This is a genomic window from Nonomuraea sp. NPDC003754 (assembly GCF_053605785.1).
In genome coordinates, this window is sequence record NZ_JBSGJX010000018.1 from 17,244 (window position 1) to 34,266 (window position 17,023).

At 70.7% G+C, this 17,023-nt stretch carries 13 protein-coding genes; 6 read left to right on the forward strand and 7 right to left on the reverse strand.

The genetic code is table 11. The features are described 5' to 3' along the window. Window positions 1-384 precede the first annotated feature (384 nt). Together ACWEVS_RS22715 and lexA are read right to left on the reverse strand one after the other, a co-directional pair. Window positions 385-1,488 carry a MalY/PatB family protein gene (locus ACWEVS_RS22715; RefSeq protein WP_452553151.1) on the reverse strand — a complete coding sequence of 368 codons (1,104 nt, stop codon included), beginning with the start codon at window positions 1,486-1,488 and terminating at the stop codon, window positions 385-387. Between the two features lie 564 nt (window positions 1,489-2,052). After that, on the reverse strand, window positions 2,053-2,760 hold the full coding sequence (gene lexA, locus ACWEVS_RS22720) for a transcriptional repressor LexA (RefSeq protein WP_354916687.1): 708 nt from the start codon (window positions 2,758-2,760) through the stop codon (window positions 2,053-2,055). A 1,655-nt stretch (window positions 2,761-4,415) separates the two neighbouring features. Here lexA and ACWEVS_RS22725 point away from each other — a divergent pair. Both ACWEVS_RS22725 and ACWEVS_RS22730 read left to right on the forward strand, forming a co-directional pair. Then, the gene (locus ACWEVS_RS22725) at window positions 4,416-4,721 is read left to right on the forward strand and encodes a LysM peptidoglycan-binding domain-containing protein (protein ID WP_452553153.1); all 306 of its coding nucleotides are present in this window, start codon (window positions 4,416-4,418) and stop codon (window positions 4,719-4,721) included. A gap of 481 nt (window positions 4,722-5,202) precedes the next feature. Continuing rightward, on the forward strand, window positions 5,203-6,294 hold the full coding sequence (locus ACWEVS_RS22730) for a serine/threonine protein phosphatase (protein WP_452553154.1): 1,092 nt from the start codon (window positions 5,203-5,205) through the stop codon (window positions 6,292-6,294). A gap of 134 nt (window positions 6,295-6,428) precedes the next feature. Here the strand turns inward: ACWEVS_RS22730 and ACWEVS_RS22735 are convergent, their stop codons facing one another. Then, on the reverse strand, window positions 6,429-7,049 hold the full coding sequence (locus tag ACWEVS_RS22735) for a TetR/AcrR family transcriptional regulator (protein WP_449927774.1): 621 nt from the start codon (window positions 7,047-7,049) through the stop codon (window positions 6,429-6,431). A 451-nt stretch (window positions 7,050-7,500) separates the two neighbouring features. On the opposite strand from ACWEVS_RS22735, the gene ACWEVS_RS22740 reads away from it, so the two are divergent. Together ACWEVS_RS22740 and ACWEVS_RS22745 are read left to right on the forward strand one after the other, a co-directional pair. Next, entirely contained in the window at window positions 7,501-7,920 is a 420-nt protein-coding gene (locus tag ACWEVS_RS22740) for a DUF2867 domain-containing protein (protein ID WP_452553155.1), read from the forward strand. Between the two features lie 44 nt (window positions 7,921-7,964). After that, on the forward strand, window positions 7,965-8,450 hold the full coding sequence (locus tag ACWEVS_RS22745) for a hypothetical protein (RefSeq protein ID WP_452553157.1): 486 nt from the start codon (window positions 7,965-7,967) through the stop codon (window positions 8,448-8,450). A gap of 111 nt (window positions 8,451-8,561) precedes the next feature. Here the strand turns inward: ACWEVS_RS22745 and ACWEVS_RS22750 are convergent, their stop codons facing one another. Together ACWEVS_RS22750 and ACWEVS_RS22755 are read right to left on the reverse strand one after the other, a co-directional pair. Further along, entirely contained in the window at window positions 8,562-8,870 is a 309-nt protein-coding gene (locus ACWEVS_RS22750; RefSeq protein WP_452553158.1) for a hypothetical protein, read from the reverse strand. 61 nt (window positions 8,871-8,931) lie between these two features. After that, window positions 8,932-9,930, reverse strand: coding sequence for a hypothetical protein (locus ACWEVS_RS22755; protein WP_452414495.1), 999 nt, complete (start codon window positions 9,928-9,930; stop codon window positions 8,932-8,934). A gap of 1,617 nt (window positions 9,931-11,547) precedes the next feature. Here ACWEVS_RS22755 and nrdR point away from each other — a divergent pair. Both nrdR and ACWEVS_RS22765 read left to right on the forward strand, forming a co-directional pair. Further along, the gene (nrdR, locus tag ACWEVS_RS22760) at window positions 11,548-12,003 is read left to right on the forward strand and encodes a transcriptional regulator NrdR (RefSeq protein ID WP_354922901.1); all 456 of its coding nucleotides are present in this window, start codon (window positions 11,548-11,550) and stop codon (window positions 12,001-12,003) included. After that, entirely contained in the window at window positions 12,000-14,810 is a 2,811-nt protein-coding gene (locus tag ACWEVS_RS22765; RefSeq protein ID WP_354922904.1) for a vitamin B12-dependent ribonucleotide reductase, read from the forward strand. Before nrdR ends, ACWEVS_RS22765 begins: the two co-directional genes overlap by 4 nt. Before the next feature lie 206 nt (window positions 14,811-15,016). On the opposite strand, the gene ACWEVS_RS22770 is transcribed toward ACWEVS_RS22765, so the two are convergent. Both ACWEVS_RS22770 and ACWEVS_RS22775 read right to left on the reverse strand, forming a co-directional pair. After that, window positions 15,017-15,673, reverse strand: a complete 657-nt coding sequence (locus ACWEVS_RS22770; protein WP_449927786.1) for a response regulator — start codon at window positions 15,671-15,673, stop codon at window positions 15,017-15,019. Continuing rightward, window positions 15,670-16,920, reverse strand: coding sequence for a sensor histidine kinase (locus ACWEVS_RS22775; protein WP_452553160.1), 1,251 nt, complete (start codon window positions 16,918-16,920; stop codon window positions 15,670-15,672). The genes ACWEVS_RS22770 and ACWEVS_RS22775 overlap by 4 nt, the downstream gene beginning before the upstream one ends. Between the last annotated feature and the right edge of the window lie 103 nt (window positions 16,921-17,023).

Below are 17,023 nucleotides of genomic sequence, written 5' to 3' on the forward strand. Positions count from 1 at the left end.
GGCCTGACCGTCTACGGTTGGAGCTGTCGGGGCCGCCTCTCGTGCGCGGCTCAGCGGGCACCACGGGAGGCTGATCCCGGCGCCGCTCCAACCGGCATCGCTCCTACCGGCATCGCTCCAACCGGCATCGCTCCAACCGGCATCGCTCCTACCGGCATCGCTCCTACCGGCATCGCTCCAATCGGCGCCGCTCCAACCGGCATCGCCTGCGTCTCGTCGCGCCGCTTCCCTCCCGAGAACGCCCACCCTCGAGAACGCCCACCCTCGAGAACGCCCACCCCCGAGAACGCCCACCCCCGAGAACGCTCAGCGCCCCGGAGGTGCCGGGTGTCGCGGTGCGACCCCGGCTGTCCGAAATCAGAGTGCTCGTGACGAGCCTCGGCCTCAGCTGGGTCCGGCAAGGGATCGCGACGAGTAGGGCGTATCGGGGTCCGGCGACCAGACCCGGGCCAGGCGGTCCAGGATCTCCGCCAGCGTCTCCGTCGACGTCGCGAAGTTGACCCGTACGTAGGTCTCCCCGCCCGGTCCGAAGGCGGCGCCGTCACTCACCAGGATCCGCGCCTCCCTCTCGAGCGCCTCCGCCATCCCCGGCCGTCGCATGTCCAGCCATGCCAGATAGGTCGCCTCCGGCATCGCGTACCCCGGCACCCGCTCGGCGATCAGACGCCGGTTGCGGTCCAGGGCCGCCATGGTGTCGCGCAGCCACCCGTCGCCGTGCCTCCACGCGGCGACCGTGGCCTCGACGCCGAAGATGTTCGCCCCGCCGTACAGGAAGGCGGGCTGCGAATGGAGCGCCTCGCGGACCCGTGCCGAGCCGACGTGGGCCAGCGCGCAGCGGATGCCGCCGAGGTTGAAGGCCTTGGTCGCGGAGGTCAGCGTGACCGTGCGTTCGGGCAGGATCGTGGCGAACGGGATGTGCGTGGCGGGCGAGTAGACCAGGTCGGCGTGGACCTCGTCGGCGATGACCAGCACGTCGTGCCGTTCGGCCTGCTCGGCCACGGTGGTGAGCTCGTCCCTGGTGAAGACCTTTCCTGTGGGGTTGTGCGGGTTGACCAGGACGAGCGCGCGGCAGCCGGCCAGATCCGCCAGGTCGGTGTGCAGCGTGCGGCCCATCTCCTCGATCGTGCCGAGGAAGGGCGGGTACGCCGGAACCTGCATGGCGATCCTGTCACCGGGTTCGGTGGCGAGGTGAAGGACCACCTGGAGCGCCTGGTTGAGATCGGAGAAGGTGCGGACGGCTGCCGGGTCGGCGGGCCAGCCGTACCGGGTGAGCATGCGCTCGGCGAAGGTCTCCGCCAGCGGTCCGGCCTGCGGGTCGGCGGCCCAGGTGGGGTAGCCGAGGTCCCCGCGGGCACGCCGCTGGAGTGCCTCGACGATCGGGGGAGCGGTGGCGAAGTCCATGTCGGCGATCCAGCAGGCGATGACATCGGGACCGGCGCTCGCCCATTTCAGGCCGTCCTTGGCGGGCGGGGGGAAGAAGTCGTCCACCCGATCAGTGTCACCCAGACCCGGGAAATGTCCGATGGGCCGGGATTGCCGGAAATCGAACGCATCGGTGTCGCCGGGTGTCGGAGGGTTCTGTGCGACCAGCTCGCGCCCGAGTCCGGATAGCGGGATGCCTGGAAGAGCCCTCGCACCAACGCATGAAGTGATGGCCAGTCCGTTCTCCGAACTGTGGGCTGGGGTTCGGACGCGCGCCCCTCGATGGGTACGGCTCCACCCGGCCCGTCGGCATCCGGCCGCCGACGTGCACGAATGGGCCGCCGGTCGGGTCGCTGCTCCGTGCGCAACGTGGGTCGCGGGTCGGGTGATGTTCCGCCCGAAGGCGTCGCTCGCGGGTAGGAGCCGGGATCCGCGCGTGGGCGTCGGCATGTGGAGGCGGCGTACATCCAGGCGACAAGCCATTCCGGGCGTCGGCGTGCGGAAGCGACGGACACTCATGCGACACGGCATTCCGGACTGGGCAGGGCTGTGTCGGTCCCACCGGCCAGGGCTACGCCGGCTCGATCGACCCTCGGGAAAGGTGAGGGCCGATCGAGCGGCGAGATGCGGTCAGAGGCGGCGCAGGACTGCGACGACCTTGCCGAGGACGCTGGCCTCGTCGCCGGGGATCGGGTCGTAGTTGGCGTTGTGCGGCACCAGCCAGACGTGGCCGTCCTTGCGCTTGAACGTCTTCACCGTCGCCTCGCCGTCGATCATGGCTGCCACGATGTCACCGCTCTCGGCCACCGGCTGCTGCCGTACGACCACCCAGTCGCCGTCAGCGATCGCTGCCTCGATCATCGAGTCACCCGCGACCTGGAGGAGGAAGAGGGTGCCCTCGCCGACGAGCTGCTTGGGCAGCGCGAAGACGTCTTCCACACTTTCCTCGGCGAGGATGGGGCCACCGGCGGCGATGCGACCGACCAGGGGAACGTAGGCGGCCGTCGGCCTGCTCACCTGCGACTCGACCTCGCTGGCATCGGGGTCGACCCACAGCACGGGCTCACCCGGCAGCCTCACCTCAAGGGCGCGAGGGCGGTGCGGGTCACGCCTCAGGTAGCCCTTGCGCTGCAACGCGGTCAGCTGGTGAGACACGCTGGACGTGCTGGTCAGCTGCACGGCCTCGCCGATCTCACGCATGGACGGCGGATAGCCGCGCTGCTGGACGGAGTCGCGAATCACCTCAAGGATCTTGCGTTGCCTGGGCGTCAGGCCCAGTGAGTCGCGACGGCGGACCGCAAGGTCGCTGACGCCGTTGCCGTCATTCGGCTCGCTCATGCTTTCCTCCTCGCCCGGCGGCCTGCCTCACCGGCCCACCCTTCCGGTCCGTGGTCTTCATGTCGCACACAGCGACCGTACCGCCGATGGAGATCAACTTCAAACAATTGTTCGAGTCTTCCTCGAAATCGTCGGTGACGTGGTGTACAACATCGTACGGGAGTTCGATCGACACCGTGTTCGATTCACTGATCTTTGTTTGACCTTTTCCTTGGGTCGACGGTGGCGGGAGGTCATCAGTGCGGGCGACCACGACGACAGATTCGACCGGCCAAGACGAGCAACTCACCCTGATCGCCGACATCACCAGGGAGGAGCGCGGGCGCCCTGCCGTACCAGGAGACCGGCGCCTCCGCCTGGTCCCTCCACCCCGAGGTACGGCAGGCCAGGACAAGCAGATCGGCGGACGGCCCGCGGGGCCGCGCGAGGTTGGGGGTGGACGGTTTGCCGGGTCGCGAGGGGCATCGGGCGGACAGTCCACGGGACCACGCGGGGCAGGAGGCGGGCGGTTGCGGGTCGTCCGCGACCAGGGGGTGGCGGGGCCGGTCGCGCGGGAGGGGACGCCCGGCCCGGCAGACGACAGCACAGATACGGGGGCGGCGATGAACGGCAGGCGAGAGCGGAAGGCACGCGCAGACGGCCGGTCGGGCGGGACGGGGCGTGGAGACGGCCGGTCGGGTGGGACCGGCCGCGGAAATGCCCGGTCGGGTGGGACGGGGCGCGGCGACGGCCGGTCGGGTGGGACGGGTCGCGGTGACGGCCGGTCGGGTGGGACGGGTCGCGGTGACGTGGCGCGTGGCGGGCGCGAGCCGCAGCGGCTCACGTCAAGGGGCAAGAGCGGCGGCCTGCGTGGCGGGTGGCGGCTTCGGGGCAGGCGGCGACCTGGCGCGATGGACGGCGGTCCCGGGAGGCCCACACCACAAGGGCGCGAGGCTCCCCCTGACGCCGCGCACGCACAGGCCGGTAGGGGTCGGCCGGGCGACACGCCGACCGCGAACCTGCAGACGAAAGAACCGGGACCGGGGGCACGCCCTGTGCGGGAGGCGCTCGCAAGCCCTGGACGAGCAGGGGCGACGCGTTCGAGCCGCGATGGTCAGGGGCAGTCGCTCCGGGGTCGGGCTCGCGTAGGAGAGATGGCCGCAGGTTCGGCTTGGGAGAGGCGGTCGGTTTCCGGCCGGGCTCGGACGGGAGAGACGGCCGCGGCTTCGGCGTGGGAGGGGCAGCCAGTCTCCGGTCGAGCTCGCATAGGAAAGACGGTCGCGGGTTCGGCTCGGGAGGGGCAGGAGCTCTCTGGCCGGGCACGCACGGGCCAGGTGGGCGGGGGCTCGGGTCGCGTGGGGCAGGCGGTCGCGGGTCCGGCTCGCCGGGCGCAGGTCGTCGAGGCGGGGGCGGGGGAAAGGCCTGGAACGGTCCGCGCGCAGGAGCAACGGTCTGGTGCGGGTCGTGGCAGGCGGCCGCGGTCGGGCGCGCGCCGCAGGCGGGGAGCGCTTCGGGTGGTCGCGCCGGAGGAGCGACCGTCGAGGAGGCAGACGGGGGAGCGACAACCAAGAAGGTCGGCGGGGGAGCGACAGGCGAGGAGGTCGGCGGCGGAGCGACAACCACGAAAGTTGGCGGGGGAGCGACAGGCGAGGAAGTCGGTGCGGCTCACGGCGCCCATGAGGCTGACCAGGCGAGGCAGGGTCGCGGTCGTGGGGCTGTTCGCCGTGCTGTCCCTGGGCGGGTTCGTGCTCGGAGCCAAGGCGACCAACTGGGCGATGGCTCAGGAGACGACGAGTGCGGGACACGCGGGCCTGCCGTGGGTGATCGTGGAGAAGGGCGACACGCTGTGGACCATCGCCGCGGCGATCTCTCCGGGCGACGACCCCACCGCCGTCGCCGAGGAGATCAAGCGGCTCAACGGGCTGGAGAGCTCACTCGTCCGTCCGGGCGGCCGGCTGTACCTCCCCGACAAAGCCCCCTGACCGACCGGCGATTCCGGATCGGAGGGACGGCAGGCGCCCGCGTGTGCGGCCAACGCGAACCGCCCCCGTGCCTCCCCGACCACCACCACCGACCACCACCACCGATCGCCGATCGTCGACCAGTGTGCACACGAGTGCGTGACGGCATCGGACGGACGGAGCGCCAAGCCGCCGACGGCATCCCGTCGCGGTCGGGGTGGCCCGACGCCGTCTCATGGGAATGTCGGCGGCAGCCCATCAGGGCGGCGGCGATGGCATCGAAAGAGCCGCTCGCAGCCGTGGTCCGAACGGCGGTTGCCGGCCCGGAGACGGCCCGATCCACGAGCCGGCGGAGCCGACACAAGCGTTGCTGAAGGCGGTGTGCACGGAGGATCTAGCGACTGATCGCCCCATGCGTCCTGCCCTTAAGCGGCTCCCGGCTGATCGATTGTGGACACGCACACGGTAGCGTCCGCATGACGATCATGAAACGAGGACCGCTGTGACTGAATCGTCCAGGAATGCGCCGGACATGTCCCGTGCCGCCCGCTTGGCTCGCCATAGTGCAGTCTCCACCGCCCTGGGGCTGCTCGCCGACCGACGGCTGGCCGAGCTGGTGGAGGCCGCCCCACCCCTCGGAGCCGGTGTCGGCGGTCCCACCGCACTCCTGGAGGTCGAGGGCAGGCCGGTCTTCGTCAAGCGGGTCCCCCTCACCGACCTGGAGAGGCGGCCGGAGAACACCAGGTCCACCGCGAACCTGTTCGGGCTTCCCACGTTCTGCCACTACGGGCTCGGGCTGGGGTCGGGGTCCGGCGTCTGGCGCGAGCTGGCCGCGCACGTCATGACGACCGGGTGGGTGCTCGGCGGCCACTTCGACGGTTTTCCGCTGCTGCACCACTGGCGGGTGCTGCGGGAGCCGGTCCGGATGGCGACGGCCGGAGAGCAAGCGGCGTTGGAGGAGGCCGCAGCGTATTGGGAGTCCTCCCCGGCGGTGCGCGCGCGGCTGGAGGCGCTCGCGCAGGCGTCGGCCGTGGTCGTGCTGTTCCTGGAGTACGTTCCGCAGGACGTCAACCGGTGGCTGGAGGTGCAGGCCGCCCTCGGCGGCGACGCCGTCGAATCGGCGTGCTCCCTCCTGGAACGGGAGCTGGCCGCCGGGGTCTCCTTCATGAACGCGAACGGGTTGCTCCACTTCGACGCGCATTTCGGCAACATCCTCACCGACGGCAGCCGCCTGTACTTCACCGACTTCGGCCTGGCGTCTTCCCCACGCTTCGAGCTCTCCGGCGCCGAGCGCGACTTCCTCCGCCTGAACGCCGGCCACGACGAGTCCTACACGGCCCGGGAACTGGTCAACCGGCTGGTGATCGCTCTGAGCCGCCCGGCTGACCGGGCGGAGCTCCTTGATCTCGTACGGCGGTGCGCCGAGGGTGACAGCCTCCCTGGCGTCCCGGAGCCGATCGGGAAGATCCTCAGACGCCACGCGCCGGTCGCCGCCGTCATGAACGAGTTCTACGGCACGTTGTTCGACGAGACCAGGACGGCACCCTACCCGGCGGCCGACATCCACCGGGCACGCTCCGCCCTGTCCCGCTGACAGCCCGCCCGCGCGCGCCGCGGCGTCAGCCCGCCCGCGCGCGCCGCGGCGTCAGCCCGCCCGCGCGCGCCGCGGCGTCCCCGGGATGTGCCGGGTGAGGCGCGCCGGGATCGCGGACCGACCTGCCGCCGCGCTCATGCGTCATCGTGGCCGGCCACCCGGGACGACACCTGGCTGTTGTGGTCTTCGTGGGGGCGGTTGAGCAGCAGGTCGGCGGCGCGGGCGAGGACCTGGGCCCGGGTGCGGTCGCCGTGGTCGGCGGCGAGGAAGTGCTCCCCGATCGCCACGCAGAAGGCAAGCATGCTGCGGGCCTCCACCTCGTCGGGATCGGAACAGAAGGTGCCGATCATCTCCCGCAGTAGCGCCATGCGCTTGTTGTCCACCCGTCGCAAGCGCTCGGCGACCCCCTCGTCGCGCCGGGCCCAGTCCCGGACCGCGAGGTCGATGGGCAGCAGGCGGTCGTCGGAGAAGGTGAGCACGCCCGCGCGCTCGATCTTGGTTTTCGGGTCGCCGCCTTCGCGCTCGACACGGTCGATCACCTCGTCCGTGCTCTCCCGCTCCCAGGCGTCCAGCATCGCCTCCAACAGCGCGTCGCGGTCGGCGAAGGACCCGTAGAACCCGCCCTTCGTGACGCCGAGTCTCTTCGCCAGGGCCTCGACGCGGACGGCGTCCGGGCCGCCGGCGGCCAGCGCCCGCAGCCCCTCCTCGATCCACCTGTCACGCGGCGTGCGAGTTGCGCCCACGATGTGTCTCACCTCACTTCTCCACCATGTATACGCCCCCGTATAACAGGGGCTATTCTCATTTTATACGGTGGCGTATGAATGAATGGAGACACCGAGATGACCGGCGGTCATGTCGCCTTTCACCACCCGCGGCCCGGGCGCGTCGAGAAGTCCGTCGGACGCACGCACCAGGCGCGCGAGACGCTTCTTCGGCCGGCGCCGGGCGCCGCTCGCGACCTGGGCGAACGCATTCCCACCCTGCTGTGGCGGCAAGAGAGGCGGTCACGGCTATGAGGCTCCCCGATACCGCGCACACCCGTCGCCCCTGGCGGATCCACGAGATCTCCGGCGATTTCCGACTTGAGGACGTCTGGGCGATCCGCGCTCCCGGCGCCGGGCTGGATCACTTCCCCACGAAGCTCGCCGTGATCCAGGCGTCGGGCGCCGGACGAGACTCCGGCTCCTTCGGTCGCCGTTCGCGGTGCGCTGGAAACTCGGTGCCCTCTTCGAGGGGGACAAGCTCAAGGCGGACATCGGGGGACAGGTCCCGTCACTACGCGACCGCCTGCCGAGCAACCTCCGCGCGGCCACACCTGGCTCAGGCGCGGGGTTCGCGCCGTTCACCCCGGTGTACGAGCTCGACGACGAATGCGCTCTCGGACTGGCGAACAAAGACCGTCCGCACGGTCACGTACCTGGGCTGGGTGGCGGGCACGAGCTGCGAACGGCGGTCCTCGTGAACCCCGGCGGCCTGGCCGGACGGCTGTACATGGTCGCTATCGCGCCGTTCCGGCACCTCATCGTCCTGCCACACTCGCTCGGCAGGCGGAACGCGCGTGGCGGGACCGTGGCCGGCCGCGTACGGCAGGCGGCGGCGCGGCCACTGTGGAAGGCGCCGTGAAAGGCGTCGCGAAAGTATTCGTGAAAGGCGCCCTGGGAGGCACTGTGAAAGGCACCGTGGTAGGCACCGTGGGAACGCGCGACGTCCCCGAGGCCGTTCTCGCTCTCAGCTCGTTGTCCCGCATCGACTACGTCGACCACTTCACTCTCTTCACGGACGTGGACGCCACACCGGAGCAGTGGGCTCGGGCGATGTTCGGTGACGTTCCCGATGCCGCGGAGCGGCTGATCTGGTGTGGTTTCCTCGGTCTCCGCATCAGCCGAGGGCGATCGCCGGACACTGTGGCCGGATGGCGGATCGCCGAACGCGGCGACGACTGGATCCGGCTCGAGGCCGATTCCTGGTTCGTGACCGGCAACCTTGTCGTCCAGGCAGCCGATGGGCGGGTGTCGCTTGGGACGTTCCTGCGCTATGACCGCCGCCTCGGCCGTGCCGTGTGGCCTCCGCTGTCCGCCGTCCATCGCCGGCTGGCACCCGGGCTGCTCCGGGGCGCCGCGGCGAAGACAGACAGGTACCGGCTGCAGCCATGATCCACTGGGGAGATCCTGGGAGGCCGGCGAGACGCTCCGGACAAGACCGCCGGCACGGGCGGGCGCGTGACGTTGCGGGCCGATGCCGAAGGCGCCTCGCCTGCCAAGCCGTCAGGTTTCGTGTACGAGCCCTCCGTTGACCGCTCGAATCCACAGCCTCTGGTGCCATTCGTTGGCGTCAGCAGCGGGCCGGGCCGTCAGCACCGGATTCGTGCCCGTCTCGATGAGATGCAGAAGCGTCCAGGCGACGCCGTAGCAGTCGTCCGGGCCGAAGCAGGCGGCGAGTGCCTTCGCCTCCTCCGCCGTCACCGGTGCGAGGATCGCCCGGAGCTGCCTGTCGCGCCTGTCGATCTGCTCTTCTTCGGCGTCCCAGTCAGGGAGGGGGCCATCGGCGATGAAGGCCTGCACTTCGGGTCTCATCCTCCAATGATCAACCGCCGCCGTCCCATGCGGGTGTACGGGTCACGCCGGCCCGACCGTGTCAGGGCGCGGCGGGATCGGCCAGCCTGGACAGCTCGACGCGTTGCAGCATCTGATGGACCAGCGTCACGGGACCTCCCTGCTTGATGGTCACGGTGGCTCGCCGTACGGTCAGGTCCCCCGAGCGCACCTCGTCGTGCTCGACCTTGTCTGCCAGCTGCGCCAGCGGCTTGCCCCCGACCTGGGCCTGCAGGGTGAACCTGGAGGTGAACGTCTGCGTCACCTCGGCGATGCGTGGCAGCACGCACACGACGTTGACCGCCTGGTCGCCCGGCCCGGCGGGACGCCGCAGGCCGACGCCGTACAGGCTGACGCCCGCCGGCTGCTGCGGCGCGAAGACGGTGGCCGTCACGACATCGCCGAGGCATTCGGCGACGGCGACGTGCTCGGGCCTGTCGTCGAGGGAGGAGCCGCCGCCACCCAGGGCGGCGGCCACGGGGGCCGCGGCCGCTCCTGCCACCAGCGCGGACCGCGTCACCACGACCTGGTTGAGCTGGGTCACCAGGCCCAACTCGGCGGTCAGCCTGGTTTGCCTGATCTCGTGGTCGGGAGCGAACGTCAGTCCTTCCTGTCCGCCGATCGTGCGCGGCTTGGCGCCGAGCGCGGTCAGCTTCTCGCTGATCGCCGCGGCGTCGAGGCCGCCCTCCATCCTGACCGCGGTGTCGGGCGGACGGCCGACGGACACCGCCCTGTCGGTCGCGAACGCCTTGATCCCCGTTCGTTCGGGCAGGAGATCGATGCGCGAGGCGAGGTCGCCGAAGCCGTACCCCACGGCAGCCAGCCAGCGCCGGTCGTCTCCCAGCCCGTCGGCCGTGACCACGCCCAGCGCGCGCCAGTGGGCCATGTCACCGTAGTCGAGGTAGGTGGCGGCGGGCCCGTCGGCGGCCAGCCGGCCCATGACCTCGCGCAGCCCGCCGCCGGGCAGCGAAGTCTCGCCTGTGGTGCCGCAGCCCGCGACGGCTAGGCAGGTGATCAATAAAAACGTGTTAATCGCGCGCATGGGGTGATCATAATCTCGCCGTCAGGGGCGGCGGGCCGGTGGCTCGGCCCCCATGGTGCAGCAGATCGCGCCCACCAGCGCGGTCCACGCCCGACGCATGGGCCACCCATGCCGGAAGAAGGAACCTTTGCACCCCGCACCCGCCCGCACCCGCCGGCATCTGTTCGCACCCGCTCCGCATCCCCAACCCGCCTCCCACTCTGTCCGCACTCGCCCCGCATCCGCCCTCATCGCTTCGCGCCCGCCTCGTATCCGGCTCGCCTGCACTCACTCAGTTCGCACCGGCCTCGGATGGCCCTCTCATCCCAAGTGCCGCCCTCATCGCTTTGCGCCCGCCTCGCATCCGCGCCACACGTGTTCTGTGCCCGGCCCGCGTCCGCTCCGCGTCATGCGTTCCCTGGGGCTGTGGTCTGGCTCCTGCGTCTGGTTGACGGCCGTGGTCGGGCGGCAGGGCGCGGTGGAGATCCGACCGATGGGTCCGCTGGAGGCGCGTGACCGGCGGATGGGTGGGTCGCGGTGAGCTCGGCCAAGCGGCGTGGGAGCCCCGTGGAGAAGGCCGCAGGAGGTGCGGGCAACTGGGCCCCGAAAATGTCGGTGCCGTCTGATGGGATGGATGCAACATCGCCGAGGCGAGCGGAGGGGCGGCATGAACATCGACGCGTGGCTGCCCTTCCTGCGGCCCTGGCCCCTCCCCACGGTGCTTTTCCTGGGGTTCGCGACGCCAGGCATGTACGGCGGGCCGAGCCTGCCGCCTGTCCCGAAGGAGCCGGACGCCGCCCGGTCCGTGCGCGGGTGCGCGCCCCCACCGTCGTTACGCGCGTTCCCTCTGGCGACCGGCCGCTGAAGAGTCCGCACGACCTCGGCCAAGCTGGACGGCCGGACGCGGCGGCACATGGCGATCTCCAGACGACGGCGATCTCCACGGATGGCTGGGACCTCCACGAATCACGGCGATCTCCAGGACGGTGACGGCCATCCGGCCCGCCACGACTCCGGGGAAGTTCGGGTCGCCGACGTCGCGGCCTGATGCGACGGTAGGTCGCCGCAACCCCGCGCAGTGGTGAGGGCTCTTCCGCGCTCCCGGAGGCGGCGACGAGGCCGCAAACGGGGTCCGCGGAGGCGCGGCGGGCTCGCGGAGAGAGGCGCGGGCGACCCCTGACCGGGCCGTCCGTGACCGCGTGCACAGGGGGGCGCACGAGCGTCCCCGCGTCACTCGGGTGGGACACGCTCGACCTCTGATCGGCCGTCCGGGACCGTGTGCACAGGGAGGTCGCAGGAGCATCTTCGCGTCACTCGGGTGGGACACGCTCGACCTCTGATCGGCCGTCCGGGACCGCGTGCACAGGGAGGTCACACGAGCATCTCCGCGTCACTCGGGTGCGACACGCCCGACCCCGCGGGGCTGATCAGCGACTTCGATGCCGGGGGCGCCGTCAACTTGCGTTCATGCTCGCTCGCTTCTACGGTTGGACCACAACATCTAGTAGTTACACCGATGTAGTTCACCACAAATTGTGTTTCCGTGACCGCTCCATGGCAGGCCGTGGAGTGGGCGCGAGCATCTGCCGACGAGCATTTTACGAGTGGTGAGCAGGTGGCGTGTCGAGGAGGCGAAGCGTGCACTGTCCGTTCTGTCGTCACCCGGACACCAGGGTCATCGACAGCCGCTCCACGGACGACGGTGCCGCCATCAGGCGACGCCGTACCTGCCCTGAATGCGGGCGCAGGTTCACCACGCAGGAGACGGTCCTGCTGATGGTGAGCAAGCGCAGCGGAGTGACCGAGCCGTTCTCGAGAGACAAGGTGGTGGCGGGCGTGCGCAGGGCGTGCCAGGGCCGGCCTGTCACCGAGGATTCGCTCGCGCAGCTAGGGCAGCGGGTCGAGGAGGCCATCAGGGCCAAGGGTGCGGCCGAGATCCCCTCCAACGAGGTGGGCCTGGCGATCCTGGGGCCGCTGCGTGACCTGGACGAGGTGGCGTACCTGCGGTTCGCATCGGTATATCGCGGTTTCGAGAGCCTGGCGGACTTCGAGGCCGAGATCAAGCAACTGAAAGCCGAGAAGGGGGAGTCATGACGGAGACGGTCAGCGGGTCAGCGACGCGTGGGGGCAGGCGCAAGGGGCTGAAGATGAAGAGGATCTTCACCACGCCCGGTGTGCACCCTTATGACGAGATCACGTGGGAGCGCCGTGACGTCGTCATGACCAATTGGCGCGATGGCTCGATCAACTTCGAGCAGCGGGGCGTGGAGTTCCCCGACTTCTGGTCGGTCAACGCGGCCAATATCGTGACGACCAAGTACTTCCGCGGCGCTGTGGGCACCCCGCAGCGCGAGTGGAGCCTGAAGCAGCTGGTCGACCGCGTGGTCGGGATGTACACCAGGACCGCGGTCGAGAACGGCTACTTCGCCAGCGACGAGGACGTCGAGATCTTCGACCACGAGCTGAAGCACGCGCTGGTCAACCAGGTGTTCGCGTTCAACTCCCCGGTGTGGTTCAACGTGGGCACGCAGAGCCCGCAGCAGGTCAGTGCCTGTTTCATCTTGGCCGTTGACGACACCATGGAGTCGATCCTCGACTGGTACAAGGAAGAGGGTGTCATCTTCAAGGGCGGTTCGGGCTCGGGGGTCAACCTGTCCCGCATCCGCTCCTCCAAGGAGCTGCTGTCCAGCGGCGGTACGGCCAGCGGCCCGGTGAGCTTCATGCGCGGCGCCGACGCCTCCGCAGGCACGATCAAGTCGGGCGGCGCCACCCGCAGGGCCGCCAAGATGGTCGTCCTCGACGTCGACCACCCCGACATCGAGGAGTTCATCGAGACCAAGGCGCGCGAGGAGGACAAGATCCGCGCGCTCCGCGACGCCGGGTTCGACATGGACCTGGGCGGCAAGGACATCGTCTCCGTCCAGTACCAGAACGCCAACAACTCCGTCCGCGTCTCCGACGAGTTCATGCGCGCGGTCGAGAAGGGCGAGAAGTTCGGCCTGCGGGCCCGCCTGACCGGCGAGATCATCGAGCAGATCGACGCCAAGGACCTCTTCCACAAGATGGCCAAGGCCGCGTGGGAGTGCGCCGACCCGGGCGTGCAGTACGACGACACGATCAACGACTGGCACACCAGCCCGGAGACCGGCCGCATCACCGCGTCCAACCCGTGCTCGGAGTACCTGCACCTCGACAACTCCTCGTGCAACCTGGCCAGCATCAACCTGCTGAAGTTCCTGAAGGACGACAACTCCTTCGACGTGGCCGGCTTCGTCAAGCTCACCGAGCTGATCATCACGGCGATGGACGTGTCGATCACGTTCGCCGACTTCCCGACCGAGAAGATCGGCGAGACCACCCGCGCCTACCGCCAGCTCGGCATCGGCTACGCCAACCTGGGCGCGCTGCTCATGGCCACCGGCCACGCCTACGACTCCGACGGCGGCCGGGCGGTCGCCGGGGCGATCACCTCGCTGATGACCGGCGTGTCCTACCGGCGCAGCGCCGAACTGGCCGCGGTGGTCGGGCCGTACGAGGGCTATGCCAGGAACGCCGACGCCCACAAGCGCGTCATGCGCAAGCACGCCGGCGCCAACGACAGCCTGCGCACCATCGGCACCATGGACGCCAAGATCCACACCGAGGCGTCCAAGCAGTGGGCCGACTGCCTCAAGCTGGGCGAGAAGCACGGCTACCGCAACGCGCAGGCCTCGCTGCTGGCGCCGACCGGCACCATCGGCCTGATGATGGACTGCGACACCACCGGCATCGAGCCCGACCTGGCGCTGGTGAAGTTCAAGAAGCTGGTCGGCGGCGGCTCCATGCAGATCGTCAACCAGACGATCCCGCGGGCGCTCAAGCAGCTCGGCTACCAGCAGGAGCAGATCGAGGCCATCGTCGAGTACATCGCCGAGCACGGCCACGTCGTCGACGCCCCCGGGCTGAAGCGCGAGCACTACGAGGTGTTCGACTGCGCGATGGGTGAGCGGGCGATCGCGCCCATGGGCCACGTCCGGATGATGGCCGCGGCGCAGCCGTTCCTGTCCGGCGCGATCTCCAAGACCGTCAACCTGCCCGAGTCGGCGACGGTCGAGGACATCGAGCAGGTCTACATGGAGGGCTGGCGGATGGGCTTGAAGGCCCTGGCCGTCTACCGCGACAACTGCAAGGTGGGCCAGCCGCTGTCGGCCGCCGGCAAGAAGGAGGCGCCTGCCGCCGCCGAGACGCAGGAGCCCCAGGTCAAGGTCATCGAGGTCAACCGGCCCACCAGGCGCCGGATGCCCAACCAGCGCCCGAGCACCACCACCCGCTTCACCGTGGGCGGCGCGAAGGGCTACATGACCGCCTCCTCCTACCCTGACGACGGGCTCGGCGAGGTCTTCCTCAAGATGTCCAAGCAGGGTTCGACGCTGGCCGGCGTCATGGACGCCTTCTCCGTGGCGATCTCCGTCGGCCTGCAGTACGGCGTGCCGCTGGAGACCTACGTCAGCAAGTTCGTCAACATGCGCTTCGAGCCCGCCGGCATGACCGACGACCCCGACGTGCGCATGGCGACCTCGGTGGTGGACTACATCTTCCGCCGCCTGGCGCTCGACCACCTGCCCTTCGACGAGCGGGCCGCGGTCGGCATCTTCTCCGCCGCCGAGCGTACGGCGCAGCAGCGCGGTGACGACCCGGCCGTCGACAAGGAGGCGCTGGCCCAGTCGGCGCCGATCGAGGCCAAGGCCGTGGAGCCGGTCGCGCCCGCTCCGGTGCGGGAGACGACGAAGGAGCTGACGCTGGAGAGCCACCAGCGGTTCACCGCCGACGCGCCGCTCTGCATGACGTGCGGCACGAAGATGCGCCCCGCCGGCAGCTGCTACGTCTGCGAGGGCTGCGGCTCCACCAGCGGCTGCAGCTGAGGCATCCCGGCCTGACCCGATGAGGGTCTGGCCGGATGAAGGGGGAGTCCGGTCGCGACCGGACTCCCCCTTCGCCATGTTCGCCGGTGGGGCGCGTGGCTCGCCGTGACATGTTGAGCAGTCGGTGGGCGCGCCGCAAGCCGGAGCTGAGGGCGCCGCACTCGGCAGGCGCATGGACCGGGCACCAGAACGGCCGGCCGCGCCGGTCAGCGGGCGGGGGACACCAGGCCGGCGTCGTAGGCCGTGATGACGAGCTGCACGCGGTCACGGGCGTCCAGCTTGGCGAGCAGGCTGGCCACGTGCGCCTTGGCGGTGCCGGGGCTGATGTGCAGCCGGGCCGCGATCTCGGCGTTCGACAGGCCGCCTCCGACCAGGGTCAGTACTTCGCGTTCCCGCCCGGTGACGCCCGCGAGCTCGCGCGGCCGGGGAGCCGGGGCGGGGCGGCGGGTGAAGTCCTCGATGAGGCGGCGGGTGACGCTGGGCGCGATCAGGGCGTCCCCGGCGGCGACCACGTGGACGGCGGACAGGATGTCCTCCAGCGCCATGTCCTTGACCAGGAATCCGCTCGCTCCGGCGCGCAGGGAGGCGTAGACGTTGTCGTCGTCGTCGAACGTGGTCAGCATGATCACTCGGCAGGCGGGAGACTCGGCGGTGAGGGTCTGGGTGGCCTCGATGCCGTCCATGCCGGGCATGCGGATGTCCATCACCACGACGTCGGGACGCAACTGCCTGGCGAGCTGGACGGCCTGGGCGCCGGTCCCGGCCTCTCCTGCGACCTCGACGTCGGGGGCGGTGTCGATGACCATGCGCAGGCCGGCCCGGATCAGCGGCTGGTCGTCGGCGAGCACGACACGGATCGTCACCGGGCCTCCGTCTGCCCGGCCTCGGCCCGTGCCCGGACGATCGCAGGTTCGGCCGCGGTCGTGAGCGGCAGCCGGGCGGTGACGCGGAAGCCGCCCTCGGGCCGGGGGCCGGCGCTGAAGTCGCCGTTCAGCAGGGCGACCCGTTCCCGCATGCCCGCGATCCCGTGCCCGCTCCCCTCGCCGGCGGCGGGGGAGGCGGCGCCGCGCCCGTCGTCGACGATGTCGATGCGCACGTCCTCGCTCCCGTAGTCGATCAGAACCCGGCAGTGGCCGGTATCCGCGTGGCGGAGGACGTTGGTCACCGACTCCTGGACGATGCGGAAGGCGGACCGGTCGACGGCGGCGGGCAGCAGGCGTGGTCGCCCGTGTCTGCGCACGTCCACGCGAACACCCGCGGCCGTGGTCGTCCGGGCCAGCCGGTCGACGTCGGCCAACCCGGCGGCAGGATCATGCTCGGGCGAGCCGGGGTGCTCGCGGTCGGTCTCGCGCAGCACGCCGACCATCTGCCGTAGTCCCTTCAACGTCTGCCTGCTGGTGTCCTCGATCGCGCCGAGCGCCTGGCGCGCCTGCTCCGGCCGGGTGTCGATCACGCGAGCGCCCGCACCGGCCTGGATGGCGATGATGCCGATGCTGTGCGCGACCAGGTCGTGCAGCTCGCGGGCGATGCGCAGCCGCTCCTCGGTGACCGCCTGCGCCCCGGCGTGCGCGCGCAGCGCCAGGTCGTACGCGCGCCGCTGCCGGACGACCACCCCGGCCAGCCATGCGATCAGGACGCCCAGGCCGAGCAGGAACGACAGCGCGAGGAAGCCGGGCGCCCAGGCGCGCAGGCCGTGGCGCAGCAGGTCCGCCTGCCAGGTCGTCTCCTGGACGATCAGCGTGGCAGCGGCCGCGACCAGGCCCGCGCGACGCGACCGGGTGGCGGTCAGGAGGCAGACCAGGACGTCGGCCGCCGGGAACAGCGGCCACCACCGCTGCACCGGTTGTCCCAGCACCGCCGCCCCGATGGCGCCGGCCAGCAGTACCGCGAGCACCGCTTCGGGTGATCGCCGGGCCCAGGCCAGCGGAACGGCCATGGCGACGGCGAACGCCGCGTGGGAGGCGGCCACCGGGAGCAGGTCCTCGCCGTCCGTCAGCGTCATGACGTACAGCAGCGGCACCAGGCCCGCCAGCCCGCACCAGACGACGAGCGCCCGTACGCCACGGGGCAGGCGTGCCCAAAGAGGTGGTCTGGGCGTTCTGTCACGCACGCGTCGATCGTATTCGCCTGCTCAGGTGCGGGCATCGGCCCGAAGGCCTATGCCCGCGGGCCACCCGCGCAGCGCGGAAACCGGCCCGCGGACCGATGCGGCG